The sequence below is a fragment of the Streptomyces sp. NPDC028289 genome (assembly GCF_055565975.1).
The window spans coordinates 43318-68161 of record NZ_JBVHTI010000006.1; the positions used below are offsets into that span (position 1 = coordinate 43318).

General features: G+C 72.0%; 23 protein-coding genes and 1 pseudogene. 17 read left to right on the forward strand and 7 right to left on the reverse strand.

Translation table 11 applies throughout. The annotated features are described in order from the left end of the window. Positions 1-260: 260 nt before the first annotated feature. The 9 genes from ACZ4UV_RS29430 to sigJ all read left to right on the forward strand — a co-directional run bounded on the left by ACZ4UV_RS29430 (position 261) and on the right by sigJ (position 10262). Positions 261-1778, forward strand: coding sequence for a sugar ABC transporter ATP-binding protein (locus ACZ4UV_RS29430; protein WP_467841923.1), 1518 nt, complete (start codon positions 261-263; stop codon positions 1776-1778). Further along, entirely contained in the window at positions 1775-2815 is a 1041-nt protein-coding gene (locus ACZ4UV_RS29435) for an ABC transporter permease (protein WP_451021783.1), read from the forward strand. The genes ACZ4UV_RS29430 and ACZ4UV_RS29435 overlap by 4 nt, the downstream gene beginning before the upstream one ends. Further along, complete coding sequence (locus ACZ4UV_RS29440; protein WP_467841925.1) at positions 2808-3785, forward strand: ABC transporter permease; 978 nt, start codon at positions 2808-2810, stop codon at positions 3783-3785. Before ACZ4UV_RS29435 ends, ACZ4UV_RS29440 begins: the two co-directional genes overlap by 8 nt. A gap of 117 nt (positions 3786-3902) precedes the next feature. After that, on the forward strand, positions 3903-4985 hold the full coding sequence (gene rhaS, locus ACZ4UV_RS29445) for a rhamnose ABC transporter substrate-binding protein (protein ID WP_351486650.1): 1083 nt from the start codon (positions 3903-3905) through the stop codon (positions 4983-4985). 16 nt (positions 4986-5001) lie between these two features. After that, positions 5002-5322 carry an L-rhamnose mutarotase gene (locus ACZ4UV_RS29450; RefSeq protein WP_351486648.1) on the forward strand — a complete coding sequence of 107 codons (321 nt, stop codon included), beginning with the start codon at positions 5002-5004 and terminating at the stop codon, positions 5320-5322. Between the two features lie 19 nt (positions 5323-5341). Further along, on the forward strand, positions 5342-6766 hold the full coding sequence (locus tag ACZ4UV_RS29455; RefSeq protein WP_467841929.1) for a BNR repeat-containing protein: 1425 nt from the start codon (positions 5342-5344) through the stop codon (positions 6764-6766). 100 nt (positions 6767-6866) lie between these two features. After that, complete coding sequence (locus ACZ4UV_RS29460; protein ID WP_351486645.1) at positions 6867-7892, forward strand: LacI family DNA-binding transcriptional regulator; 1026 nt, start codon at positions 6867-6869, stop codon at positions 7890-7892. Between the two features lie 97 nt (positions 7893-7989). After that, entirely contained in the window at positions 7990-9291 is a 1302-nt protein-coding gene (locus ACZ4UV_RS29465) for an alpha/beta fold hydrolase (RefSeq protein WP_451018822.1), read from the forward strand. A gap of 71 nt (positions 9292-9362) precedes the next feature. Next, positions 9363-10262, forward strand: coding sequence for an RNA polymerase sigma factor SigJ (gene sigJ, locus ACZ4UV_RS29470; protein WP_451018821.1), 900 nt, complete (start codon positions 9363-9365; stop codon positions 10260-10262). A 7-nt stretch (positions 10263-10269) separates the two neighbouring features. Here the strand turns inward: sigJ and ACZ4UV_RS29475 are convergent, their stop codons facing one another. Together ACZ4UV_RS29475 and ACZ4UV_RS29480 are read right to left on the reverse strand one after the other, a co-directional pair. Beyond that, entirely contained in the window at positions 10270-10464 is a 195-nt protein-coding gene (locus ACZ4UV_RS29475; RefSeq protein WP_451018820.1) for a DUF5999 family protein, read from the reverse strand. A 128-nt stretch (positions 10465-10592) separates the two neighbouring features. After that, positions 10593-11675, reverse strand: coding sequence for an aldo/keto reductase (locus ACZ4UV_RS29480; RefSeq protein ID WP_467841934.1), 1083 nt, complete (start codon positions 11673-11675; stop codon positions 10593-10595). A 160-nt stretch (positions 11676-11835) separates the two neighbouring features. On the opposite strand from ACZ4UV_RS29480, the gene ACZ4UV_RS29485 reads away from it, so the two are divergent. Both ACZ4UV_RS29485 and ACZ4UV_RS29490 read left to right on the forward strand, forming a co-directional pair. Continuing rightward, complete coding sequence (locus tag ACZ4UV_RS29485; RefSeq protein WP_451018818.1) at positions 11836-12750, forward strand: AraC family transcriptional regulator; 915 nt, start codon at positions 11836-11838, stop codon at positions 12748-12750. A 9-nt stretch (positions 12751-12759) separates the two neighbouring features. Then, positions 12760-13596: a pentapeptide repeat-containing protein gene (locus tag ACZ4UV_RS29490; RefSeq protein ID WP_451018817.1), complete on the forward strand. Its 837-nt coding sequence runs from the start codon at positions 12760-12762 to the stop codon at positions 13594-13596. Here ACZ4UV_RS29490 and ACZ4UV_RS29495 read toward each other — a convergent pair. Then, complete coding sequence (locus ACZ4UV_RS29495) at positions 13552-15087, reverse strand: cytochrome P450 (RefSeq protein ID WP_467841936.1); 1536 nt, start codon at positions 15085-15087, stop codon at positions 13552-13554. The two genes, ACZ4UV_RS29490 and ACZ4UV_RS29495, sit on opposite strands and share 45 nt — an antisense overlap. Before the next feature lie 107 nt (positions 15088-15194). Between ACZ4UV_RS29495 and ACZ4UV_RS29500 the strand changes: the two genes are divergently transcribed. Next, on the forward strand, positions 15195-15800 hold the full coding sequence (locus tag ACZ4UV_RS29500; protein ID WP_390036267.1) for a TetR/AcrR family transcriptional regulator: 606 nt from the start codon (positions 15195-15197) through the stop codon (positions 15798-15800). A gap of 111 nt (positions 15801-15911) precedes the next feature. Then, the gene (locus tag ACZ4UV_RS29505; RefSeq protein WP_451018815.1) at positions 15912-16643 is read left to right on the forward strand and encodes a DUF2470 domain-containing protein; all 732 of its coding nucleotides are present in this window, start codon (positions 15912-15914) and stop codon (positions 16641-16643) included. Here the strand turns inward: ACZ4UV_RS29505 and ACZ4UV_RS29510 are convergent. The 3 genes from ACZ4UV_RS29510 to ACZ4UV_RS29520 all read right to left on the reverse strand — a co-directional run bounded on the left by ACZ4UV_RS29510 (position 16611) and on the right by ACZ4UV_RS29520 (position 20251). Continuing rightward, positions 16611-17813 carry a lactonase family protein gene (locus ACZ4UV_RS29510; RefSeq protein WP_451018814.1) on the reverse strand — a complete coding sequence of 401 codons (1203 nt, stop codon included), beginning with the start codon at positions 17811-17813 and terminating at the stop codon, positions 16611-16613. The two genes, ACZ4UV_RS29505 and ACZ4UV_RS29510, sit on opposite strands and share 33 nt — an antisense overlap. Before the next feature lie 105 nt (positions 17814-17918). Then, complete coding sequence (locus tag ACZ4UV_RS29515; RefSeq protein ID WP_451018813.1) at positions 17919-18974, reverse strand: hypothetical protein; 1056 nt, start codon at positions 18972-18974, stop codon at positions 17919-17921. Continuing rightward, the gene (locus ACZ4UV_RS29520) at positions 18971-20251 is read right to left on the reverse strand and encodes an FUSC family protein (protein WP_451018812.1); all 1281 of its coding nucleotides are present in this window, start codon (positions 20249-20251) and stop codon (positions 18971-18973) included. The genes ACZ4UV_RS29515 and ACZ4UV_RS29520 overlap by 4 nt, the downstream gene beginning before the upstream one ends. Positions 20252-20448: 197 nt before the next feature. Here ACZ4UV_RS29520 and ACZ4UV_RS29525 point away from each other — a divergent pair, with 197 nt between their 5' ends. Together ACZ4UV_RS29525 and ACZ4UV_RS29530 are read left to right on the forward strand one after the other, a co-directional pair. Then, positions 20449-20847: a DUF3592 domain-containing protein gene (locus tag ACZ4UV_RS29525; protein ID WP_451018811.1), complete on the forward strand. Its 399-nt coding sequence runs from the start codon at positions 20449-20451 to the stop codon at positions 20845-20847. Between the two features lie 83 nt (positions 20848-20930). Further along, positions 20931-21839, forward strand: a complete 909-nt coding sequence (locus tag ACZ4UV_RS29530) for a DUF3626 domain-containing protein (RefSeq protein WP_467841941.1) — start codon at positions 20931-20933, stop codon at positions 21837-21839. Here the strand turns inward: ACZ4UV_RS29530 and ACZ4UV_RS29535 are convergent. Next, positions 21785-22414: a helix-turn-helix transcriptional regulator gene (locus ACZ4UV_RS29535; RefSeq protein WP_451018809.1), complete on the reverse strand. Its 630-nt coding sequence runs from the start codon at positions 22412-22414 to the stop codon at positions 21785-21787. The genes ACZ4UV_RS29530 and ACZ4UV_RS29535 overlap by 55 nt on opposite strands. Here ACZ4UV_RS29535 and ACZ4UV_RS29540 point away from each other — a divergent pair. Together ACZ4UV_RS29540 and ACZ4UV_RS29545 are read left to right on the forward strand one after the other, a co-directional pair. Continuing rightward, positions 22415-23226 (forward strand): annotated as a pseudogene (locus tag ACZ4UV_RS29540) (ferredoxin reductase domain-containing protein); the annotation flags it as partial. A 226-nt stretch (positions 23227-23452) separates the two neighbouring features. After that, positions 23453-24742 (forward strand): ROK family transcriptional regulator, encoded by a 1290-nt coding sequence (locus tag ACZ4UV_RS29545; protein WP_390036253.1) that lies wholly within the window; start codon positions 23453-23455, stop codon positions 24740-24742. Positions 24743-24844: the final 102 nt, after the last annotated feature.

A 24844-nucleotide genomic window follows, 5' to 3' on the forward strand; every position in this document is an offset into this window, starting at 1 on the left:
CTCCTGAGGGATCGGAACAACTGAGTGGTGAAACGATTCAGAACGGCAAAGTATGAGGCCCTCGCGGGGGTGTCAAGCATTCCGACCAACCATGTTCTCCGTGACTCCGCCGTGACCTTTGGCTATCGAAATTTTTTCGACACGGACCCATTGACGTGACATGCCCGTGGTGCCTACGGTCCCGGCAATCCAGTTGAAACCTTTCACGACGCCGTGAGAGCCGGTACCCACCGTCTCGCCGGTGTCGTCGAGGAGCCCTCATGACCCACCCGTCCGACACGGGACCGGCCCCGGTGCTGGCGCTGAAGGACGTCTCCAAGTCCTTCGGCGCCGTGCGCGCCCTGCGGGACGTCTCCCTGGAGCTGTTCCCCGGCGAGGTGCACGCCCTCGCCGGGGAGAACGGCGCGGGCAAGTCGACGCTGATCAAGACCCTCGCCGGAGTGCACCGACCGGACGCCGGCCAGGTGCTGCTCGACGGCGAGCCCGTCGTCTTCCACGGCCCCGGCGACGCCCGCGACGCCGGAATCGCCGTGATCTACCAGGAACCCACGCTCTTCCCCGACCTGTCGATCGCCGAGAACATCTTCATGGGCCGCCAGCCCAGGCGCGCCCTCGGCCGCATCGACCACAAGGCCACCCGCGCGGCCACCGCCGCCCTGATGAAGCGGCTCGGCGTCGCCCTCGACCCCGACCGCCCCGCCCGCGGCCTGTCCATCGCCGACCAGCAGATCGTCGAGATCGCCAAGGCGCTCTCCTTCGACGCCCGGGTCCTGATCATGGACGAGCCGACGGCCGCCCTCACCGGCAGCGAGGTCGCCCGCCTCTTCGGCGTCGTCCGCACCCTGCGCGACCAGGGCGCCGCCGTGCTGTTCATCTCGCACCGGCTCGAGGAGATCTTCCAGATCTGCCGGCGGGTCACCACCCTCCGGGACGGCGCCTGGATCGCCAGCGAGCTCGTCGACGGCATGACCGAGGACGACCTCGTCCGCCGGATGGTCGGCCGGGACCTGGACGAGCTCTATCCCAAGCAGGACGTCAGCCCCGGCGAAGTCGCCCTGAGCGTACGGCGGCTGACCCGCGAGGGCGTCTTCACCGACGTCTCCTTCGAGGTGCGGTCCGGCGAGATCGTCGGCCTCGCCGGACTGGTCGGCGCCGGCCGAACCGAGGTCGCCCGCGCCGTGTTCGGCGTCGATCGCTGGGACGCCGGTGAAGTCGAGGTCAGGGGACGGAAACTGACCAACGGCGCACCCTCCGTCGCGATGTCCGCCGGCCTCGCCCTCGTCCCCGAGGACCGGCGTGCCCAAGGCCTCGTGATGGACATGTCCATCGAGCGGAACATCGGCCTGACCGGCCTGCGTACGACCGTGAAGGCGGGCCTCGTCGACCGGGGCGCCGAACGCAGCCGCTCCCTCGACTGGGCCGTCAGGCTCCAGGTGAAGTACGCCCGGATCGTCGACACCGTCTCCACCCTCTCCGGCGGCAACCAGCAGAAGGTCGTCCTCGCCAAATGGCTCGCGACCGGCCCGAAGGTACTGATCGTCGACGAGCCGACCCGCGGTATCGACGTCGGTACGAAGGCCGAAGTCCACCGGCTCCTCGGCGAGTTGGCCGCCGACGGGGTCGCCGTCCTGATGATCTCCTCCGACCTGCCCGAGATCCTCGGCATGGCCGACCGCGTGCTGGTGATGCACGAGGGCCGGATCACCGCCGAGATCCCGCGCTCCGAAGCCAGCGAGGAAACCGTGATGGCCGCAGCCACCGGGAGGGCCGCCGCATGACGGTGACCACCTCCGAACCGACCCCCGTCGCCGAGGCACCCGGGTCCGCCGGGACCCGGCTCGTCGACCGCGTCTTCAAGATGCGCGAACTCGCCATCCTGATCGTCTTCCTGGTGATGATCGCCGTCACCCAGGCCGGCAACAGCGAGTTCCTCTCCGAGCAGGGCATCAAGGACCTGCTGCTCAACGCCACCATCCTGGTGCTGGTCGCCACCGGCCAGTCACTGGTGGTGATCACCCGCAACGTCGACCTGTCCGTCGGCTCCACCCTCGGCATCACCGCCTTCGCCGCCGGCGACTACCTGCACGGCGGCGGCAACCCGGTCGTCGCGATCCTGCTCGCCGTGCTGCTCGGCATCGGCTGCGGACTGCTCAACGGCCTGCTGGTGAGCCTCGGCCAGGTACCCGCCCTCGTGGTCACCCTCGGCACGCTGTACATCATCCGGGGTGTCGACTCCATCTGGGTCGGCTCCCGGCAGATCACGGCCGCCGACCTCCCCGGCTCCTTCGTCGACTTCGGCTCCGGCGGTCTGTCGGCGATCCCCTGGCTGGCCCTCATCGCCCTCGCGGTGCTGGTCGCCACCGCCTACTACCTCAAACACTTCGGCAGCGGGCGGGAGTTGTACGCACTCGGTTCCAACCCCGAGGCCGCCCGGCTGGCCGGCATCCCGGTCCGCAAGCGGATTCTCACCGCGTACACCTTCTGCGGCGCCCTCGCGGGACTCGCCGGCGCGATGTACCTGGCCCGGTTCGGGAACGTCGACTCCGGCACCGGCACCGGCTACGAACTCACCGTCGTGAGCGCCGTGGTGGTCGGCGGCGTGGTCTTCACCGGCGGCTCCGGGAGCGTGTACGGCGCCGCGCTCGGCGCACTGCTGCTCACCTCCATCAACAGCGTGCTGCCGGCCCTCGGGGTCAGCTCCGTGTGGGTGCTCGCCATCAACGGCTTCCTGCTGCTGCTCGCCATCGCCGTCGACCGGGTCGTGGCGCTGCGGGTGGCCTCCGCACTGAAGAAGAGGAGCGCCCGCCATGCCTGACTCCCTGACCCGCGCGGTCCGCTGGGACACGGTCGTCGGCACCCTGCTGATCGTCCTCCTGCTGCTGTCGTTCGGCTTCGTCGACGGCTTCGGCAACTCGCTCAACCTGTCGTTCCTGATCGGCAACACGCTTCCCATCGCGCTGATCGCCCTGCCGATGACACTGCTGGTCGTCGCCGGCGAGATCGACCTCTCGGTCGCGTCGACCGCCGGGCTCTCGGGCGCCGTCATGGGCAAGCTGTGGAACGAGGGCATGGCGATCGAGACGATCATCCCGCTGTGCCTGCTGCTCGGTGTGGTGTGCGGGCTGGTCAACGGCCTGCTGGTGACACGGCTGGGCCTGCCGTCGCTGGCCGTCACCATCGGCACGCTCGCCGCCTACCGGGGCATCGCGCAGATCGTCCTCGGCTCCGACGCGGTGACCGACTTCCCCACGCAGTACCTGGACTTCGCGGCGGGGCGGCTCGGTGACACGTTCCTGCCGCGGGCTTTCCTGCCGTTCCTGGTGCTGCTGGCGATCGCGGTGGTGGTGCTGCATGCCACGCCGTTCGGGCGGTCGCTGTTCGCCGTCGGGGCGAGCGAGGAGGCGGCGCGGTTCGCCGGGATCCGCGTCAAGCGCCACAAACTGATCCTGTTCGTCGCCACCGGCTTCATGGCCTCGCTCACCGGGATCTTCTGGGCCCTGCACTACGCGAGTGCGCGGTACGACAACGCGACGGGGCTCGAACTGAGCGTCGTGGCGGCGGTGTTGCTCGGTGGCATCGACTTCGACGGGGGTCGTGGAACGCTCGGTGGGGCGATCGCCGGGGTGTTCCTGCTCGGGGCGCTGCAGAACGTGATGAGTCTGCTGAACGTGTCGGCGCAGTCGCAGATCGTCGTGACCGGTGTGTTGCTTGTCGTCTCGGTGCTTGGGCCGAAGGTTGCCCGGCAGGTCTCGCTCGCCAGGCACAGGGGTGCGAAGGCCGTCTGAATGCTGCGGGTTGTGTGTGGTTGACCGCGCAGTTCCTCCCCCAGCCTTCGGCCGGGGGTACCCCCAGCGCCCCCAGGAGGGGGCGCTTCCAGAGCCGTTACTGAAAAAGGAACCGTCATGCGTAAGTCGTCCCTCCGGCGTGTCTGTGTCGCCGTTGCCGCCGTCTCCTCCCTCGCTCTCGCCGCCACCGCGTGCGGCGGCACCACCAAGAACAACTCCAGCAGTGACGAGTCGTCCGCCGCGACCTCCACCGCCAAGGCCGACCCGAACGCGGCGCTGAAGAAGGGCCTGACCGTCGGGTTCCTGCCCAAGCAGGTCAACAACCCCTACTTCACCTCCGCCGACAAGGGCGGCGAGAAGGCGCTCACCGAGCTGGGCAGCAAGTACAAGGAGGTCGGGCCGTCCAGCGCGACCGACACCTCCGGGCAGGTCAGCTACGTCAACACCCTGACCCAGCAGCAGGTCAACGCCATGGCCGTGTCCGCCCAGGACCCGGGCGCCCTGTGCACCGCGCTCAAGCAGGCCATGAGCAGCGGTATCAAGGTCGTCACCTACGACTCCGACACCAACGCCGGCTGCCGCAACGCCTTCGTCTCGCAGGCCAGCGCCGAGGACCTCGGCCGCACCGAGGTGCAGCTGCTCGCCGAGCAGATCGGGTACAAGGGCGAGATCGCGATCCTGAGCGCCGCGCAGACCGCGACCAACCAGAACACCTGGATCGGGTTCATGAAGGACGAGCTGAAGGACCCGAAGTACAAGAACGTCAAGCTGGTCAAGATCGCCTACGGCAACGACGACGCCCAGGCGTCCTTCCAGCAGACCCAGGGCCTGCTCCAGCAGTACCCGAACCTGAAGGGGATCATCTCCCCGACCACGGTCGGCATCAAGGCCGCGGCCCAGTACCTGTCCGGCTCCAAGTACAAGGGCAAGGTCAAGCTGACCGGCCTCGGCACGCCCAACGACATGCGCCAGTACGTCAAGAACGGCACCGTCGACGCCTTCGAGCTGTGGGACCCGGCCAAGCTCGGCGACCTCGCCGCCCGTACCGCCGTCGCGCTGGTCTCCGGGCAGATCACCGGCAAGGAGGGCGAGACCTTCAAGGCCGGCGACACCACCTACACCATCGGCAAGGACGGCGTGATCAACCTCGGCAAGCCGACCGTGTTCGACGCGAAGAACATCGACCAGTTCAACTTCTAGCGCGGGAGCGGTACTTATGCAGCGCGTCTGTTTCCTCCTCAAGGTCCGGCAGGACCGCCTTGCCGAGTACCGCGAACGCCACGCCGCCGTGTGGCCGGAGATGCGCGCGGCGCTCTCCGCCACCGGCTGGCACAACTACTCGCTCTTTCTGCGCGACGACGGCCTGCTGGTCGGCTATCTGGAGACCGAGGACTTCGAGGCCGCCCGCGCCGGCATGGAGGCCACCGAGGTCAACGCCCGCTGGCAGGCCGAGATGGGCCCCTTCTTCGAAGCCCTCGACGGCGCCCGTCCCGACGAGGCGATGAAACCGCTCACCGAAGTGTTCCACCTCGCCTGAACCACGACAGGAGCCGCTCGTGAGAAGACGTACCGTACTGGGGGCCGCCCTCCTCGGCGCCGTGGCCACCCCCGCCCTCGCCGCCGGCACCGCCCGCGCGGCCGACCCCGGACCGTCGGTGAACAAGCAGCAGAGCACCCAACTGGACGCCCAGGCCATCTTCTTCGTCTCCTACGACGGCCTGGTCAACAACAACTCCTTCCAGAAGAACGGTCTGTTCACGTACAAGGGCTACCAGTACGCCGGCTGGTACACCTCGACCGGCTCCGCGGTGATCGGGCGCCGGGTGCTCGGCGGGGCGTCCTGGTCGACCGTCACCCTCGCCCACCAGCTCAAGTCCAGCGACTCGCACAACGTCATCTCCATGGGCGTTTCGAAGGCCGACGGCCGCCTCCACATCAACATGGACTCGCACAGCGACGGCTTCTTCTACGTGAAGTCGGTCGCCGGGCTGCTCGACAACCCCGGCACCACCGCCTGGACATCGGCCGTCTTCGGCGCCGTACAGACCTCGCTGGACGGGCTGTCGCTCACCTCGCAGTTCACCTACCCGCAGTTCATCTCCACCCCAGAGGGGAAGCTCCAGCTCAGCTACCGGGTGGGGATCTCCGGCAACGGCCGTAACGCCCTTGCGGAGTACGACGGTTCGAGCTGGACCGCGCTGGGGGAGTGGAGCAGCTCCACCGGGACGTACACGAGTACGCACGGTTCGTCGACCGCCCGCAACATGTACCTGCACGGGATCGACTACGACGTCAACGGGCGGCTGCACGCCTTCTTCACCTGGCGTGAGCAGTCGGCGTCCGTCATGTGCAACAGCGGCGGCATCACCAACCACGACACCGGCTACGTCTACTCCACCGACCGCGGCCGCACCTGGCGCAACGACGCCGGCACCCTGGTCGCGACCACCGGCACCTCGGACACCGTCGCCGTCACCGACTCCGGGCTGGTCGTCGACTCCCTCAACCCCGACCACTCCCTGATGAACCAGGAGAGCCAGTGGACCGACTCCGCCGGCCTCCCGCACGCGATCATCAGCTACGTCCCCGGCCGCTTCGGCCAGTGCACCACGAACTACGTCAGCGACCGCACCGCCAACGGCCGCGCCTTCCATCTCCGCAAGAACTCGGCCGGCACCTGGCAGAAGACCGAGATACCCGTCGTACTGAACTCCAGCCAGCGCACCAAGCTGGTCCTGGACAAGTACGACAACGCCTACGCGGTCTTCCCCTACGGCAGGATCGCCGGCGCGTCGAAGGCCTCCGGCTACACCGACTGGGCGCTGCTCCACGACGGCAGCGGCCTGAACGCCTTCGGCGAGGTCGTCATCGACGAGTTGCGGGTCAAGGCCGACAATGTGCTGTCGTTCATGTACCAGGAGACGTCGAGCGGTACGACACCCTCCGCGCTCCATGTCGTCGACTTCGCCCTGCCCGCTTGACCCGGACCGGTGCGCGAGTCATGTCGTAATGTGAAGCCCTTCCCGATGTGCCCTTCCGTGCCGTGAAGGCGCCGTCCATGTTTTCTGGAGGTCTCGACCGATGGCCCAGTCGGTGGGTATCAAGGACGTCGCCCGCGCCGCCGGAGTCTCGGTGGGCACGGTCTCGAACGTCATCAACCGCCCGGACACCGTCGCCGGCGAGACCCGGGCGCGGGTGCAGTCGGCGATCGACCGGCTCGGCTACGTCCGCAGCGAGTCCGCGCGCCAGTTGCGCGCGGGCCGCAGCCGGATCATGGGCCTGCTCGTCCTCGACATGGGCAACCCCTTCTTCGTGGACGTGGCCCGGGGCGCCGAGCGGGCGGCCCGGGACGCCGGACTCGGCGTGATGGTCTGCAACAGCGCGCAGAACGCCGGCGAGGAGGCCGAGTACCTCTCGCTCTTCGCCGAACAGCGGGTGCGGGGCGTCCTGCTCACCCCGGCGGACGCCACCGGCCGCAACATCGAGACCTTCCGCCGGCACGGCATCCCCTTCGTGCTGGTCGACCGGGTCGCCGAGGGCACCACCGAGTGCTCGGTCAGCGTCGACGACGTGGCGGGCGGCGCGCTGGCCGTCCGCCACCTCGTCGACGCCGGTCACCGGTCCATCGCCTACGTCAGCGGACCGCCCGGGTTCAACCAGGTCCGCGACCGCCGCACCGGCGCCCTGAACGCCCTCGCCGAGGCCGGACTCGGCCCCGACGCGTTGCGCGAGCTGCCGACCGAGCGGCTCGACGTGGCCGCCGGACGGGACGCGGGCGCCCGCCTGCTCGGTCTCGCCGACCGGCCCACCGCCGTGTTCTGCGCCAACGACCTCCTTGCCCTCGGCGTCCTCCAGGCCATGTACGCGGCCGGGGTGGTCGTCCCGGACGACCTCGCGATCGTCGGCTACGACGACATCGAGTTCGCCGCGGCTGCCGCCGTACCGCTGACCTCCGTCCGCCAGCCCGCCGTCACCATGGGGGCGATGGCCGCGGACCTCCTCCTGGAGGAGACCGAGGAGCGGGAGGGACAGGCCGCGCACGAACACCGCCGGGTGGTGCTCCAGCCGGAACTGGTGGTGCGGCGCTCCAGCCTCGCCGCCCGCTGACCTGTTGTTCAGTAACGATTTCATGATCCCGGGGGCGGATCCGCCCGGGACATGTGCTGAACTGGGACGCGACCGTCCGTCCGTCCCGGGAGAAACGTTGAGCATCAGCTACCGCCAGCCCGGCGTCGTCCTCACCGACCGCCGCTTCACCGTCCCCCTCGACCACGCGGACCCGGACGGTGAGACCGTCGAGCTGTACGCCCGGGAAGCGGTCGCGAGCGACAAGGCGGACCAGGAGCTGCCCTGGCTGCTGTACCTCCAGGGCGGCCCGGGCTTCGGAGCGAATCGTTTCGTCGGACGGCAGGCCTGGCTCGACCGGGCCCTGGCGGACTACCGCGTCCTGCTCCTCGACCAGCGCGGCACCGGCCGCTCCACCCCGGTCAACCGGCAGACCCTCCCGCTCCGCGGCGGCCCCGCCGCCCAGGCCGACTACCTCGCCCGCTTCCGCGCCGACTCGATCGTCCGGGACTGCGAGGCGATCCGCCCGCAGGTCACCGGCGGTGCCCCGTGGACGACCCTCGGGCAGAGCTTCGGCGGCTTCTGTACGGTCACGTACCTGTCGTTCTTCCCGGAGGGCCTCAAGACCTCCGTGATCACCGGCGGCCTGCCCTCACTGGACGCGCACGCCGACGACGTCTACCGCGCCGCCTACCCGCGCATCGAGCGCAAGGTCACCGCGCACTACGACCGCTACCCGCAGGACGTCGAGCGGGCCCGGCGGATCGCCGAGCACCTCCTGGAGCACGAGACCCTGCTGCCGAACGGCTACCGGCTCACCGTGGAGGCCTTCCAGTCCCTCGGCCTGATGCTGGGCATGAGCGACGGCAGCCACCGCCTGCACTTCCTCCTGGAGGACGCCTTCGTCCGCACCCCGTCCGGTCCCGAACTCTCCGACGCCTTCCAGGAACAGGTCCAGGGCCTGCTGTCGTACGCGAGCAACCCGCTGTACGCCCTGGTCCACGAGCCGGTCTACGGTCAGGACGCCCGCCCCACCGACTGGGCGGCCGAGCGGGTCCGCGCCGAGTTCCCGCAGTTCGACGCGGCCAAGGCGCTCGCCGGCGACGCCCCGGTGCTGTTCACCGGGGAGACCGTGCACCCCTGGATGTTCGAGACCGACCCGGCCCTGCGGCCCCTGAAGGCGACGGCCGACCTGCTCGCCGCCCGCACCGACTGGCAGCCGCTGTACGACCCGGCCCGGCTGGCCGCCAACGAGGTCCCGGTCGCCGCCGCCGTCTACCACGACGACATGTACGTCGACGCCGGGCACTCGCTGGCGACCGCCCGGGCCGTCCGCGGCCTGCGCACCTGGGTGACCGACGAGTTCGAGCACGACGGACTGCGCGTCGGCGCCCCCCGGGTCCTGGACCGGCTCCTCGCGCTCGCCCGCGACGAGGTGTGAGCCCCTGCCGGCAAAAGAGGTTGCGGGCGTGGCGGGTCCGCATAGTCTGCGGCCGTGGAGGAACGGGGGACATGACCATGGACACGGAACTGCTGGCCGACCGCTTCCAGGAACACCGCGGTCAACTGCGCGCGGTGGCCTACCGGATGCTCGGCTCGCTCGCCGAGGCCGACGACGCCGTCCAGGAGGCGTGGCTCAGGCTGGGGCGCGCGGACGCGGACGAGATCAGGAACCTGGGCGGCTGGCTGACCACGGTGGTCGGCCGGGTCTGCCTCGACATGCTGCGCTCCCGTACGGCGCGCCGCGAGCAGCCCATCGACGAGACCTTCGTCCCGGACCCGTTGATCAGGCCGTTGTCGAGCATCGACCCCGAACAGGAGGTGCTGGAGGCGGACTCCGTCGGGCTCGCCCTCCTCATCGTCCTGGAGACCCTGGAGCCCGCCGAGCGGCTGGCGTTCGTCCTGCACGACCTGTTCTCGGTCCCCTTCGACGACATCGCGCCGATCGTGGAGCGCAGTTCGGCGGCCACCCGCCAGCTGGCCAGCCGGGCCCGCCGCCGGGTCCAGGGGGCCTCCCCGTCGGCCGACCCGGACCTGGGCAGGCAGCGCCAGGTCCTCGACGCCTTCCTGAAGGCCTCCCGCGGCGGCGACTTCGAGGCGCTGGTCGCGCTGCTCCACCCGGACGTGGTGCTGCGCGTCGACTCGGGCGCGCTGGTGCGCGGCGCCGCCGCCTCCAAGGTGCTGCGCGGGGCGCGGACGGTGGCCGAGCAGGCCCTCGCCTTCCGGCAGTTCGCCGACGCGGCACACCTCGCGCTGGTCAACGGCACCGTCGGCATGGTCACCGCGCCCGAGGGACGCCCGCTCTCCGTCATGGCGGTCACCGTCGCCGACGGCCGGATCACCGAGATGTACATCCTGGCCGACCCCGAGCGGCTGGACCGCCTGGACTTCACCGCCGGGGACGACGACTGACGGCCACTCAGCCGGCGGCGGCCGGGGGCCGACGGGGGCTCACGGTCCGTCCGTCGGGGAGGAGTTCACCGGTGTCGTCGAAGACGATCGTGCCGTCGCACAGCAGGCTCCAGCCCTGTTCGGGATGGGCCGAGACGATGACGGACGGGTGGTCGTCGGGGTGGTCGGCGGCACCGGGGCACGGGGGTTGATGCCTGCGCATGGTCGGTCTCCTGTCCTGCGGGTGGTTCCTCTCTCCGTGGTAGCCGAGTTTGTTTTCGGCCGGATGAAGAGGACCCCCACAGGGCCGGAAACCCAGCGGTGAGTTCGTGGTGCGCGGCAGACTCCTGATCAGTAGCGGGCGGTGCTCGCCAGCAGCGGCGGGTACACCGCGCTCGGCACCCCGTCGACCGTGGCGCCCGCGTATTTGAGCATGGTGCCGACCCGGTGGTTGAGGTCGTGCGGGAAGTTGAGGGCCGGGGCCGACACCTCGTCCAGCCGGGCCGTCTGTTCCGGTGCCAGGCGGAGGTCGAGGGCGGCGACGTTGGCCTCCAGGTGGGCGAGGGTGCGCGGGCCGATGAGGGTGGAGGTGACGCCGGGGCGGTTCTGTACCCAGGACAGGGCCACGGCAGCCGGGCTCGCGCCGGTCTCCTCGGCGACCGCGACGAGCGCCTCGATCACGGCGAACTGCTCGTCCGAGGGCTGCCCGAGGAGGGCTGCCCGCTTCGCGTCGGTGGGTGCTGACCGGTCCCTGCGGTACTTCCCGGAGAGGTAGCCGTTCTTGAGCGGGGACCAGGGCAACAGCCCCATCCCGGCGTCCTGCGCCAGCGGGACCAGCTCGCCCTCGATGGTGCGCTCCAGCAGCGAGTACTCCATCTGCAGCGCCGTCACCGGTGTCCAGCCGCGCAGCAGGGCCGTGGTGTGGGCCTTGGCGGTGAACCAGGCCGGGGTGTCGGAGAAGCCGACGTACCGGATCTTGCCGGCCGTCACCAGGTCGTCGAGCGTCCGCAGGGTCTCCTCGACCGGGGTGGACCGGTCGTGGTTGTGCAGCCAGTACAGGTCGACGTAGTCGGTGCGCAGCCGGCGCAGCGAGTCCTCCAGCTGGCCGACGATCGCCTTGCGGCCGGCGCCGCCGCCGTTGGGGTCGCCGAGGTGCAGGTTGCCGAAGAACTTGGTGGCCAGCACCAGGCGGTCGCGGCGACCGGGGCGGGCGGCGAGGAAGTCGCCGAGGATCGCCTCGGAGTGGCCGTTGGTGTAGAAGTTCGCGGTGTCGACGAAGTTGCCGCCGAGGTCGAGGTAGGTCTGGAGGATCTTCTCCGACTCCTCGACCGAGCAGCCGAAGCCGCCGTCCTCGCCGAAGTTCATCGCGCCGAGGCAGAAGGGGCTCACCTTGAGCCCGGACCGGCCGAGACCGACGTACGAGTCGAGTGCCATGAAATGCTCCGTGGAAGATGCGTGGGGAATGCGACTCCTCGAGCAAACCAGGCTGAGCTGCGGGAACGTTAGAGTGATCGCACCGTCGGCTTGCACGATCCTGTCGCGTTTCCGGGGGAGGGCGTTGCGGCCGTCCCCGGCCGGCGTTTGAATCGGGAGCGTGTCCCTCGACGAACTGTGCTCCCTGATCGACCGGCACGCCCCGCGCGACGCCGACGCCGTCCCCGCGATCGACGGCCTCATGCTGACCCGCGCCGAACGGCCCACCGGGCCCCGCTCGGGCATCGTGGACCCCGTCCTCGCCCTGATCGCCCAGGGCGCCAAACGGCTGACGCTGGGCGGCCGGATCTACGACTACGAGGTGGGCCAGTACCTGGTCGTCTCGGTCGACCTGCCGGTCAGCGGGCAGTGCACCCGGGCCACCGCCGAGCGGCCGTTCCTCGGGTTCGGCTTCCGGCTGCGGCCCGCGCGCATCGCCGCGCTGCTCCTCGAGTCCGGCACCGACCCGCACGCGGCCGGGATGCGCCGCCGCACCGATCTGCCCGCGCTCGCGGTCGGCGAGGCGCCCGCCGACCTGGTCGACGCCGCCGTCCGGATGGTCCGGCTCCTCGACCGGCCCGCCGACACCGCGGTGCTCGCCCCGATGATCGAGCGGGAGATCCTGTGGCGGCTGATCACCGGCGAGCAGGGCGCACTGGTCCGGCAGATCGGGCTCGCCGACGGCAGGCTCACCCAGATCAGCAGGGCCGTCCGCTTCATCCGTGATCACTACAGCGACCCGCTGCGCATCGAGGACCTCGCCCGGCTCTCCGGAATGAGCGCCTCCCCGTTCCACCGGTACTTCCGCGCGGTCACCGCGATGACCCCGATCCAGTACCAGAAGCACATCCGCCTCCAGGAGGCCCGGCTGCGCCTGATGAGCAGCACCGACGACGTGGCGGACGTGGGGTACGCGGTCGGCTACGACAGCGCCTCCCAGTTCAGCCGCGAGTACCGGCGGCAGTTCGGCCGGCCGCCGGGGGCGGACGCGGTACGGCTGCGAAACGCGGAGGACGAGGTCCGCACCGGTCAGTAAGCTGCTCGGATGCCAGAACAGATATCCGAACGTGGCCCGCTGAGCGGGGACTGCGCCCGCTGTTTCGGGCTCTGCTGTGTCGCCCTGCCGTTCGCCGCCTCGGCGGACTTCGCGGTCGACAAGCCCGCCGGAAAACCCTGCGCGAACCTCGGCGGCGACCACCGCTGCGGGATCCACGCCGAGCTGCGGCAGAAGGGGTTCAACGGCTGCACGGTCTACGACTGCTTCGGCGCCGGGCAGAAGGTCTCACAGGTCACCTTCGGCGGCCGGGACTGGCGGAGCGGGTCCCGGGAGGACGCCCGCCGGATGTTCGACGCGTTCCCGGTCGTCCGGCAGCTGCACGAACTGCTCTGGTATCTGGCGGAGGCCCTGGGCCTGGCCGCCGCCCGCCCCGTCCACGCCGATCTGCGCGCCGCGCTGCGGAGGACCGAGCTACTGAGTCTCGGGACGCCCGAAGAGCTGGCCGCCCTGGATGTGGCCGCGCACCGGCAGGAGGTCAATGTGCTGCTGCTGCGGACCAGCGAGCTGGCCCGGGCCGGGGTGCGCGGGAAGAAGAAGGACCGGCGCGGCGCCGACCTGATGGGCGCCCGCCTCAGGGGCGCCGACCTGCGCGGGGCGAGTCTGCGCGGCGCCTGCCTCATCGCCGCCGACCTGACCGGGGCCGACCTGCGGGACGCCGACCTGATCGGCGCCGACCTGCGGGACACCGACCTCCGCGACGCGGACCTCACCGGCGCCTTCTTCCTGACCCGGCCCCAGCTCGACGCGGCCCGGGGCAACGCGGGGACGCGCCTGCCGGCGTCAGTCACCCGCCCCGTGCACTGGGCAGCCGCCGCCGGTCGCTGACCCGGGTGCCTCCGGCACGGTCACCGGCGCCGGGGCGGGGGTGCGCCGCTCCAGCCGCAGCCGCAGCCCCTCCGGCATCAGCGTCAGCCGCTCGGTCACCCGCAGCCGGTAGTCCGGGTCGGCCCCGAGGCCGTAGCGGCGCAGCAGCAGGCCGAGGACGAGGGTGGCCTCGTGCAGGGCGAACTGGCGGCCGATACAGGCGCGGGCGCCGGTGCCGAACGGCTTGAAGGTGTGCGGGGCCCGGCCCCGTGCCGCCTTCGCCTCGAACCGGTCCGGGTCGAAGCTCTCGGCGTCCGGGCCCCACACCTCGGGGTCCCGGTGCAGCATCGGCGTCAGGACCAGCGCCCAGCCGCCCCGGCGCATCGGATGCCGCCCGGCCAGCACGGTGTCCTCGCGGGCCTCGCGGGCGAACGCGGGAGCCGTCGGCCACAGCCGCAGCGACTCGTCGAGGACCCGGCGGACATAGCGGAGCTTGGCCACCTGGTCGTAGCCCGGCATGGGCGTGTCGCCCCAGACGCGGTCCACCTCGGCGGCGGCCCGGGCGGCGATCCCGGGGTGCAGGGCGAGGTAGTGCAGGGCGAAGGAGAGCGCGCCCGAGGTGGTCTCGTGGCCGGCCACCAGGAAGGTGATCACCTGCCGTCGTACGTTCTCGGCGGACAGCCGCTCACCGGTCTGCGGATGGGCCGTCTCCAGCATCCGGTCGAGCAGGTCGCCCTCCCCGCGGCCGGTCCGGCGCCGCTCGGCGACGAGATCGTCGACGGTGCGGTTGAGGAAGCCGATGTCGGCCGCGTTGCGCCGGGCGGCCTGCCGCAGCATCAGCGGGGCCAGTGGCCCGGGCACGCTGTTCAGGCGCTGCGCGTAGGTGAGCGTGCCGATCATCGCGGTGACGAAGGGATGCGGCCGGTCCCGCTCGAAGGAGCCGAAGTCGTGCCCGAACCCGGTGCGGGCGATCGTCTCCAGGGTCAGCTTGGTCATGTCGCCGGGCACGTCCACCCAGCGGCCGGCCGCCAGCTCCCGGTCCCAGTGGTCGGTCAGCCGCCCGGCCACCGCCAGCATCATCGCGTGGTAGCCCTCCATGGCCTCCCGGCTGAAGCCAGGCGCCAGCACGTCGTGCGCCAGCTGCCAGTTCGGCTCGTGGTTGTACGCCGTGAACAGGCCGTCCCCGGCGACCGGACGCAGGTTGGCCACCCCGAGCCCCACGTGCTTGGCGAACCGCGACTCGTCGGCCATGTCGGCGGCCAGTTCGGCACCCCACACGAAGACGAACTCGTTGCCGAACGCCTTGCGGCGGAAGATCGGGCCGAGCTGGGCGCCCAGGCGCATCGAGTCCTGCAGGGGGGTGCGCCTGTCGACGCCCAGGACGTCGCCGAGCAGGGGAACCCGGCGCGGCGGACGGGGGATGCGGCTCAGCTCGGGCCAGCCCTGTTCGGCGCCCCGGAACCCCTTGGGCAGCGGGGCGTCCGCCTCCGTCCGCGTGACCGTCTCCGCCATGACGCGATCTCCCTCGATGCTGCGGCAGGTGAGCTAGTTGTACATGGGTTCAATAAGCGGTTTCAGTCTCGTCCCGTTGCTGAACCCACGTCAAGTAAGGTGCGGGTATGGCCGCGAACCCGAGTGAGCGCACCCGCCGCAGGCTCAGTACCGCGGAACGCCGTGAGCAGCTCCTCTCGGTCGGGGCCAGGCTCTTTTCCGAGAGCCCCTACGGCGACGTGTGGATCGAGCAGGTCGCCGAGATCGCCGGGGTCTCCCGGGGCCTGCTGTACCACTATTTCCCGACCAAGCGCGATTTCTTCGCGGCGGTGGTGGAGCGGGAGAGCGAGCGGATGCTGCGGATGACGGCGGCCGAGCCCGGTGTGCCCGCCCGTGAGCAGCTGACCGCGAGCCTGGACATCTACCTCGACTACGTCCACACCCACGCGCACGGCTTCCGGGCGTTCCACCGCGCCGAGGCCTCCGGCGACCAGGCCGTGCGGCGCGTCTACCGGCAGGCGCAGGCGGCCCAGGAGCGCCAGATCCTCGCCGCCCTGGCCGCCGACCCCGAGTTCGGCCCCGCCCTCGACCGGCGCCCGGACGCCCGCCTCGCGGTGCGTGGCTGGCTCGCCTTCACCACGCATGTCTGCCTGGAGTGGCTGCGCACCGAGGAGCTGACGCGGGAACAGGTGCGGGACCTGTGCGCGCGGGCCCTGCTGGGCGTCATCTCCTGACCGTCCCGGTCTCTTTCCGTGCCCTGTTCTCCGCGTGCGTGACGCACGCCGTGCTTGGCGTGCTCCCCGATCTTCGCTAAGTTAGGTGAGGCTGACCTAAGGAGGTTCGGGATGGGTGACGAACAGGCAGCCTGGGCGGCCGGGCCCGGTGCGGCGGAGCAGGCCCGGTCCCTGCTGGCCGTCGCGTGGTCGTGCATGGTGACCGCGGACGGCGGACGCGAGGAGTACGTCGGCGCGCACGCCGTCGCCGGCGACGGCCGGGTGCTGCTGCGCGTGCCCGAGGACGGCGCACTGCGCACGGCCGCGATCTGCGCCCCGCGCGGTGAGCCGTCCGCGATGCTGGAGTTCGCCGACGTCGCACCCGTCCCGGTGCGCAGCCGGATCCGGGCCCGGCTCTGGATGGCCGGCTGGTTCACGCCCGTCGACGAGCACCTCGTCTTCCGGCCCACCCGCATGGTGCTGCGCCGGCCCTCCGGTGCGGTGGTCGTCGACCTCGACGAGTTCGCCGCCGCGAACCCCGATCCGCTGGCCGGCGCCGAGGCCGGACTGCTCACCCATCTCGCCGACGCCCACCCGGACGCCGTCGAGCGGCTCACCCGGCTCGTCGAACCCGAGAGCCTGCAGGCCGCGACCCGCGTCCAGCCCCTCGCCGTGGACCGGCACGGACTGACCCTGCGCATCGAACGCACCCGAGCCCACGGCGACGTACGGCTCGCCTTCCACGCGCCGGCCGACGACGTCGCCCAGCTCACCGAGCGCATGCACGTCCTGCTGGCCCAGGCCGGCGCGGCCGCCTCCTGCCCGCGGACGCTACAGCGGCAGCGCGCAGACCGCGACCGGTGACGCGAACGGCTCGCCCGCGAGCCGGAGTCCGCCGCTGTGCGGGTCGACGGTGAAGGCGCTCACGGTGCCGGACCGCTGGTTGGCGGCGAACAGCAGCCGGCCGTCGGGGGAGAAGGCGATCTGGCGGGGGAAGTCCCCGTGCACCGCCACCGTGTCCAGCAGCCGCAGCCGGGCCCCGGCGGCCTCGACCGCGTACCTCGCGAGCGTGTTGTCGCCCCGGTTGGCCAGGTAGGCGTAGGCGCCGTCCGCGGTGACCAGGAACTGGGCCGGGTAGTTGGTGGTGCCGGCGGCGCTGCCGGTGGACTGCGGCTCGCCGATCGTCAGCCGGCCGGTCGCCGGGTCGTAGCCGCAGACCGCGACCGTGTTTCCCACCTCGTTCGCCAGGTACGCGTACCGCCCGCCCGGGTGGAAGGTCAGATGGCGCGGTCCCGCCCCCGGCCCCGTGTGCGCCCGGGCGGCCTCGGTGAGCGTGCCCCGCGCGGGGTCCAGGCGGTAGCTGTAGACCGTGTCGGTGCCGAGGTCCACGGCGAGGACGTGGCCGCCGTCCGGACTGGCGATGAACTGGTGGGCGTGCGGTCCCTGCTGTCCGGGCCCCGGCGCCGGACTGGAGTGCGTCACCAGGTCCGTGCGCTCGCCGAGGGCGCCCGAGACGTCGACCGGGTGCACGGCCACGCTGCCCGAGGTGTAGTTGGCGCTCAGCAGCCAGCGGCCGGTCGGATGGACCGAGACGTGACACGGGCCGGCCCCGCCCGTGCTCCGGCTGCCCAGGATTTTCCGGTCCGACAGGCGTACGGCGGTCACGCTCCCGTCCGTGCGCTCGTCCACCGCGTACAGGGTGCGGCCGTCCGGGTGGACGGCCAGGTACGACGGGTCGGCGACCCCCGTGAGCGTGCCGGCGCCGGTGATCCCGCCGGTCGCCGGATCGTAGGTGGCGAGGCCGATGCCGGTGCCGCCGCCGTCCACGGAGGTGTACGTGCCGAGGTAGAGCGGGCGGGGCGCCGAGGAGGTCTTCGCCAGGCTGTCGGCCGCCGGGTGGGCCGCCCGGCGCGGCCGTTCCGCGGGTGGTGCCGCCGGCGCCGGGACCGCGACCACCGCGGCCGCGCCCCCGAGCGCGCCGACGAACCGGCGCCTGCTCCAGCCGCCGCGCGTCCCTTCCGTACCACTGCCCATGCCACGCACCTCAGGTCGTGATTCACCCCGGACCTGACACACCTTGACGTGGACCGAGGGGGCAACGCAAGAACAGCAACGCCCGTTGCGTCCAGTGCAATGGAGTCACCAGTCGCCGTCCTCCACCGGCTTGCCCTGCGCGTCCTTCAGGGGAACCACCTGCCCCGGGGACGGCTGTTGCCAGGGCTCCAGGTCGTCGCCGAGCCAGTCGCCGACCGGCTTGACCGCCTCCAGGGTGTCCGTGGGGGCGAGGTCCCGGGCGTCCTGGTCGTAGTAGTCGTACCAGGGCAGGCCCGCGCGGGTGTACGCCGCCCGGTCCACCGGCGAGGGCGGGGGTGCCTCGCCCGTGATGCGGTGCCACTGCGGGGGCGTGACCAGGTGCACGAAGACGCGCCCGGCCGGGTTCTCGGCCCAGTCCCGCAGCGGACGCTCGTCCAGGTACACCTCCTGGCGCATCGAGCCGCCGACACCCAGCCCCATCGCCGCCGGGGCCGACCTCCGTCCCCGGGCCGCCGGGGCCGCTCCCGGCGCGGCCGCCGCCATGGGCAGTGCCGCACCGAAGGCGCCGGCCGACCGCCTGCTGCGCGTCCGCTCCCGGCCCAGCCGCTCCTGCCGCAGCCGCTCCTGACGGTGGTACTCGGCGAGCGCCTCCTCGGACAGCGGGAAGGACTGCAGCTGCACCCCGCCCCACACCTCCTCGCCGGTGACCTGCCCCTCCACCGTCGCACCCAGACCGAGCGGAACCGCCACGAACTGGCGCACCGTGCCCTTACCGGTGTTGATCCCGTCGAGCCACGGCTGCCGGGGGAGCGCCAGATAGTTCTGCGGCTGCTGCGAGAGCCGGTCGCTCCACGGCTTGCCGGACACCGCGCACACCTTGCCCACGCCGACCTGGAGAGCCGCCGGCCGTGCCGTGCCCGCGAAGCTCAGCCACATCGCCTCGCGCAGGTACACCGGCAGCATCACCCCGCCCCGTGCCCGCCATTCGTCCGGAACCGTGTCCGGGAAGTCGCCCACCCGCCGGACCGGAAACTCGCCGAGCCCCGGCGGCAGCGGATGCGTGCCCGTCTCCGGCAGCCGCAGCGTGCGCACGAACCGCACCGCCACCCCGCCCGGCAGCCGCAGTGTGTTCCCGTCGATCCGTACCGCCGTGTCCGTCATCGGCGTACCCCCTTCCCCGTCCGTGACGGAGAACGCCCCGGACCGCCGTCCTGGTTCCGCCACAGCCGCTCCGGTACGCCCACCCGCTCCCGCAGCCAGGTCAGCCACGGCCGCTTGGCGCGCTGCTCACCGGAGACCCGGTCCAGTTCCTCCAGCAGGCGGCGGGTGCGGTGCTCGGTGTCCAACTCGTCGAGGAGCCGGTTGACCTCGGTCAGGACCGCGCCGAGCAGCTGCCAGTTCCGGTCGTCGCGGCGGACCTCGTCCTGGAGCAGTTCGGCGAGCTTGTCGCGGGTGCCGGTCGCGGTGTGCAGTTCGGCGGCGAGCCGGGCCTCGGCCGACTCCGCGTTCTCGCTGACGCTGGTGGTCACCAGCACCGCGAAGCTGACCACGGCGTCGGCGATCTGGGACAGCAGCTGCTCCAGGGCCGTGCCCGCGTCCGACGCGAACAGCGGTTCGGGTTCGCGGGCCTTCGCCAGGTCGGTGAAGGTGCGGGCCAGCACGCGCAGCACGACCGTGCAGATCTCCAGCGTGTCCAGGCCGGTGCGCAGCACCACCCGGTGCAGCAGGCCCTCCCGCACCCGTGGGTTGAGCCGCAGGCTGTCCTCCGCCTGCCGCAGCGCCGCGTCCACCTCGACGATGGCGTGGTCCAGGCGGCGGGCCTCGTGCAGCCGTGCGGCGGCCTGCTGCCAGGGCATGATCTCGGCGGCCTCCTCGCCCATCCGCAGCATCAGCTGCCGCAGCCGGCGGGCGAGGCCCTCGATCGACTCCCCGGCCTCGTCCACCCACACCGGGGGCGGAAGGAGGAGGTTGCAGCCCATGCCGACGACCGCGCCGATCAGGGTCTCCACGATCCGCGCCCACGCGGTACTGCTGATGGTGGTGACCCCCAGCACCAGCATGGCGCTGATCGCCACCTCGGGGATGTACTCGTCGACGCGCACCAGATGCCCCACGGCGAGCGAGGCCACGATCAGCAGGGCCAGGCTCCACCAGGTCAGCCCCACCAGCTGGCTGAAGGCGATGGCCACCAGCACCCCGGCCACCACCGCGTTGACCCGGCGGAAGCCGTTGGTCAGGGTGGCGTACAGGGTCACCTGGACGACCAGCAGCGCGGTCAGCGGGGCGGTGAGCGGAGCCGGCTCAGGGCTCAGGTGGAGAGCGACGACGTAGGCGATCGTGGCCGCGGTGGCCGACCGCAGCGTCTGGACGACCACCGGGTCCCGGTGCCGCCGCAGGAGTCGCGACAGCCCCTCGGTCCACTTCCGTACGTTTTGCATCTCTTGGCCTGTTCCCACTCGGGTGTCACGGCGAACGTGCTTTCCACAGATCATGCGCGTCCTGATGGCTGGTTGACCAGAGTCGATTACGGAGGGTGTCCGGCCCCGCGCACCCGCCTCGGAAACCGAACGCCTGGCCGACGCGTCTTGTGCACCCGAGGTGCTGAACGGTCGGGCGGGGCGGAAGGGTTGGGGCATTGAACTTCGGAGCGGTGCTGTGCACGGTGGCCGGCCTGGGGCTGCTCGTGGCCGCGGTGCACGAGGGCACGGTGGTGCACCGCCTGCGGCGGCACGGGGTGCACACCTGGGGATCCGTCGTGGACAACGTGCGCACCAGGGACAGCGACGGACCGAAGCGGGTCCCGGTCATCGCCTTCACGGACCGCCTGGGCTACCGGGTGGAGTTCTCGCCGCGGGTGCAGGGGTCCGGCATGGGACTGGCGACGGGGCGGCAGGTGGAGGTCGTCTACCTGGCGCAGAACCCGCAGATCGCCCGGGTACGCATGCGGCGGCACGTCGTGGGGCCGGTGGTGTTCCTGACCTTCGGCGCGGCGGCCTTCCTGGGGGCCGGGGTGCTCATCGCCATGACGAGCTGACACCCACGGCGGAAAGGCCGCGACCGGGGGGACCGCGACCGGCTAGGGTCGGCCGGCATCGGACCGGCCACAGGGGGAAACCGATGGAACTCACGGACGTCGGCACTGCGCGGGGCGCGGCGGCGCTGCGCCATGTGGCCGCGCTGTCCTCCGGACCGCCCCTCGACCCCGGCCTGCGCATCACCCTGAACTTCCACCCCGACCGGCTCTCGGCCGGTCTGCCGATCCTGGAGGCGCTCGCCCGGGACGGCGCCTACCACTCCCAGTTCGTCACCGGCACCAGCAACGGCGGGCTCACCGCGCACCCCGGCGGCGACCGGTGGCGCTGGGAGAGCCGGATCTTCGGCGGGACCTACGACGACGCCCACCCGGCCGAGCGGCCGGTGTACGGCGCGCTGGACTTCCGCCGCCAAGTGGTCGGCGCGGCCCCCCGGTTCGGTTCCTCGCACCTGCGTCTGACCGGACCGGCACTCCACCGTGCCACCTTCTGCTATCCCGACAGCGCGGCCGAGCCCACGGACTTCGGGGTGGCCGCCGGTACCCACCTGCCCACCCTGGCCGAGGCCGACGAACAGGACGCCCTCAACGACTACATCGAGGCACAGGTGCACGGCGGGGTACGGCTCGACCGGGACGTCGAGGCACTGGTGCTGGACGCCTGCTACCGGAACACGCCCGTGGCCGCGGCCGCCCGCCGGCTGCCCTTCCCGGTCGAATGGCACCCCGGCTACCGGCTCACCGTGCCCGACCTGCGCCGGCGCGCCGACTACCGCGGCCCGGAGTACGCCGAACTCGGCGCCGCGATCGCGGAGAAGGGCGTGGTCGACCCCCGGATCATCGGTGCCGCGGCCCGCGCCGGCCGGTACGCCGTCCAGGACCTGAAAATGGTCTGGCACACCCTGGCCCGCTTCGGCGCCCCGGAAGGTGCGGGTACGGCCTACCGGGCCGGGGCGGGCGGCCAGGCGTCCGGGGTGAGGACGCCCAAGGCGTAGGCGCGGGCGACCAGTTCGGTGCGGTTGGCCGCGTCCCAGCGGGCCGACAGCCGGCGCAGGTGGTAGGTGACGCCGTCCCTGGTGAGGCCCAGGTCACGGGCGGCCCGCTCGGTGGTGGCGCCGCCGGCCAGCAGCGCCAGCACCCGCCCCTCGACGGGCGTGACCCGAGCGGGTTGCGGCCGCGGCGCCTCGTGCTCGCCGTCCACCCGCAGCATCACCAGCAGCGACGGGGTCTCGCCCACCGACTCGCTGACCGGGTCCGCCGTCAGCTCCCCGTACCGCTCGCCCCCGTCGGGCGCCCGCCACCGTACCGACACCTGGTAGCGCGAGCGGTGCCGCAGCCGCAGCGCCTCGGCGATCCGCTCCACCTGGGCATCCTCCTGCGGGCGGAACAGCTCCAGAACGTCCCGGCCGCGCAGCCGGCCGGGTGTCGTACCGCACTCGGCGGCCATCGCCGGGTTGGCCAGCACCACCAGCCCGTACACGTCGCACACCGCGACCGGCACCGCCACCCGGTCGAACAGCGTCAGGGCGCGATTGCGCCACACCACGCCGTCGACCCCGCCCGCCTCCATGCCCACCTCAGCTCCCCCAACCCCTGCCCGCCCGAGCGGGGCGCCCTCGCCTCCCTGCGCGACGACCCGCGCACCCTCGTCGAGATCATCGAGGACCACCCCGCGCCCTGCGCGGCGCCCTCGACTGGCCACGCCTCCTGGACCTCCTGACCCCGCTGAAGCCCCGGCACTACTCGATCTCCTCGTCCCCGGCCACCGCCCCCCGCCACGCCGACCTGATGATCTCCCTCCTCGAGGCCCCCGCCAGGTCCGGCAAGGGCACCTACCGGGGCACCGGCTCCGGCCACCTGGCCGCCCTGCGCCCGGGCGACACGGTGTACGCCCGCGTCCGGCCCTGCCGGGAGGCCTTCCGTATCGACGGCAGCGCACCGGTCGTCATGATCGCCGCGGGCACCGGCCTGGCCCCCTTCCGCGGCGCCGTCGCGGACCGCACCGCAACCCTCGCGGCAGGTGCCGAACTCCCGCCCGCCCTCTGCTACTTCGGCTGCGACGCCGCCGACGCCGACTACCTGCACGCAGACGAACTCCACGCCGCGCAGACCGCCGGCGCCGTCTCCCTGCGCCCGGCCTTCAGCACCGCGGGCACCTTCGTCCAGCACCGCATCGCGGCCGAGGCCGACGAGGTGTGGCGGCTGCTGGAAGCGGGCGCCCGGGTGTACGTCTGCGGAGACGGCAGCAGGATGGCACCGGGGGTACGGGAGGCGTTCCGCACGATGTTCCGCGACCGCGTACCCGGGGGAAATCCCGACGAACGGCTGAACTCCCTGGTGGTGGAAGGCCGTTATGTGGAGGATGTATACGCGTCGAGCTGATCGACGCCGCCGCCTGCAGCGGCCCCGTCAGGGGCGCGGGGAACTGCGCGAGCAACCACGACCGACCTTTCGCCCGCGTACGACCTCCACCTCCATGGCGCGACCCGGCACCGACCGCATCACCCCCTCCTTAGCTCACATCGTGAACTAAGGGTTGGGGAAATATCGCTTCCCGCTGCCCGAAGGAGTATGTTGCAGGTCGGGCAGGGTTCGTGAAGGGAGCCACATGGCGGGGCGGAACGGGCGCACGGTACGCGACCTCAGAAGGGCCAACCGCACGGCCGTACTGCAGCGGCTCTACTTCGACGGCCCCCTCAGCCGCTTCGAGCTGGGCCCGGCCACGGGCCTGAGCTCCGGCTCGGTGAGCAACGTGGTCGCGGACCTGGTCGCCGACGGCCTGGTCGAGGAGGCCGGCAGCGTCGACTCCGACGGTGGCCGCCCCCGCACCCTGCTGCGCGTCGCCCCGCACAGCGGTCACATGATCGGTGTGGACGTCGGCGAGACCCGGGTCCGCGTCGAGCTGTTCGACCTCAACCTCACCGAACTGGCCCGCGTCGAGCGCCCCTTGGAGCAGCAGGGCTACGACGTCGAGGTGATCGTCGGCCACATCCGGGACGGCATCGACGAGGTCCTCGCCACCGAGGGCTCCTCGCCCGAGCTGCTCCTCGGCGTCGGCGTCGGCGTCCCCGGCATCATCGAGCACACCGACGACCGGGGCGCCGTCGTGCACGGCCAGACCATCGGCTGGGACGCCGTCCCCCTGGAGGAGCTGCTCCGCAGGGGCTGCCGGCTCCCGGACTCCGTGCGGTACTTCATCGACAACGGCGCCAAGACGCTGGGCCAGGCCGAGATGTGGTTCGGCGCCGGGCGTGGCGCGGACAACGCGGTCGTGGTGCTCTTCGGCTCCGGCGTCGGCGCCTGCCTGGTCACCGCCGACGTGGAGAACGGCCGGGCGGTCGAATGGGGACATCTGACCGTACGGGTACGGGGCCGCCGCTGCCGCTGCGGCGCGCTCGGCTGCCTGGAGGCGTACGCCGGCGCCGAGTCGCTGCTCGCCCGCTGGCGCGAGGAGGGCGGCCGTCCGGCCGAGGGCCTCGACGAGGAGAGCGCGCTCACCGCGATGCTCGCCGCCGCCTACCCGGCCGAGGGCACCGATGCCGACCCCGTGGCACTCGCCGTCCTGGAGGAGACCGCCGAGTACCTGGGCGCCGGCCTCTCCGACCTGATCAACCTCTTCCAGCCCGAGCGGATCCTGATCGGCGGCTGGGCCGGCCTCCAGCTCGGCGCCCGCTTCCTGCCCGCCGTACGCCGGTACGCGACCACGTACGCGCTGCGCCACCCCGCCGAGCAGGTCACCATCGACCTCGGCCGGCTCGGCCCGGACGCGGTCACCGTCGGCGCCGCGATCCTGCCCCTCGCCGACTTCTTCAGCCGCGGCGGCCGCCGCGCGGAACCGGCGACCGAGGACCGGCTCCCCGCCTGGCGCGCGGCCCTGGAGGAACGCAGCCCGCGCTGACCCGGGCGCTGCCCCGCCCGTCCCACGCCGACCCCGCGTTTCGCGCCGTTCCGCCGAGGTACTCGCCGGACGCCCGTAACGAGGCCTCGGAACGACGCGAGG

Coding starts and splice junctions, on each gene's coding strand:
- ACZ4UV_RS29505 (WP_451018815.1), top strand. CDS start 15,912: ATGGGTGACGAACAGGCAGCCTGGGCGGCCGGGCCCGGTGCGGCGGAG.
- ACZ4UV_RS29535 (WP_451018809.1), bottom strand. CDS start 22,414: ATGGAGGCGGGCGGGGTCGACGGCGTGGTGTGGCGCAATCGCGCCCTG.
- ACZ4UV_RS29480 (WP_467841934.1), bottom strand. CDS start 11,675: ATGGCACTCGACTCGTACGTCGGTCTCGGCCGGTCCGGGCTCAAGGTG.
- ACZ4UV_RS29430 (WP_467841923.1), top strand. CDS start 261: ATGACCCACCCGTCCGACACGGGACCGGCCCCGGTGCTGGCGCTGAAG.
- sigJ (WP_451018821.1), top strand. CDS start 9,363: ATGACCATGGACACGGAACTGCTGGCCGACCGCTTCCAGGAACACCGC.
- ACZ4UV_RS29530 (WP_467841941.1), top strand. CDS start 20,931: ATGGAACTCACGGACGTCGGCACTGCGCGGGGCGCGGCGGCGCTGCGC.
- ACZ4UV_RS29435 (WP_451021783.1), top strand. CDS start 1,775: ATGACGGTGACCACCTCCGAACCGACCCCCGTCGCCGAGGCACCCGGG.
- ACZ4UV_RS29500 (WP_390036267.1), top strand. CDS start 15,195: ATGGCCGCGAACCCGAGTGAGCGCACCCGCCGCAGGCTCAGTACCGCG.
- ACZ4UV_RS29545 (WP_390036253.1), top strand. CDS start 23,453: ATGGCGGGGCGGAACGGGCGCACGGTACGCGACCTCAGAAGGGCCAAC.
- ACZ4UV_RS29440 (WP_467841925.1), top strand. CDS start 2,808: ATGCCTGACTCCCTGACCCGCGCGGTCCGCTGGGACACGGTCGTCGGC.
- ACZ4UV_RS29510 (WP_451018814.1), bottom strand. CDS start 17,813: ATGGGCAGTGGTACGGAAGGGACGCGCGGCGGCTGGAGCAGGCGCCGG.
- ACZ4UV_RS29495 (WP_467841936.1), bottom strand. CDS start 15,087: ATGGCGGAGACGGTCACGCGGACGGAGGCGGACGCCCCGCTGCCCAAG.
- ACZ4UV_RS29515 (WP_451018813.1), bottom strand. CDS start 18,974: ATGACGGACACGGCGGTACGGATCGACGGGAACACACTGCGGCTGCCG.
- ACZ4UV_RS29475 (WP_451018820.1), bottom strand. CDS start 10,464: ATGCGCAGGCATCAACCCCCGTGCCCCGGTGCCGCCGACCACCCCGAC.
- ACZ4UV_RS29460 (WP_351486645.1), top strand. CDS start 6,867: ATGGCCCAGTCGGTGGGTATCAAGGACGTCGCCCGCGCCGCCGGAGTC.
- rhaS (WP_351486650.1), top strand. CDS start 3,903: ATGCGTAAGTCGTCCCTCCGGCGTGTCTGTGTCGCCGTTGCCGCCGTC.
- ACZ4UV_RS29450 (WP_351486648.1), top strand. CDS start 5,002: ATGCAGCGCGTCTGTTTCCTCCTCAAGGTCCGGCAGGACCGCCTTGCC.
- ACZ4UV_RS29490 (WP_451018817.1), top strand. CDS start 12,760: ATGCCAGAACAGATATCCGAACGTGGCCCGCTGAGCGGGGACTGCGCC.
- ACZ4UV_RS29520 (WP_451018812.1), bottom strand. CDS start 20,251: ATGCAAAACGTACGGAAGTGGACCGAGGGGCTGTCGCGACTCCTGCGG.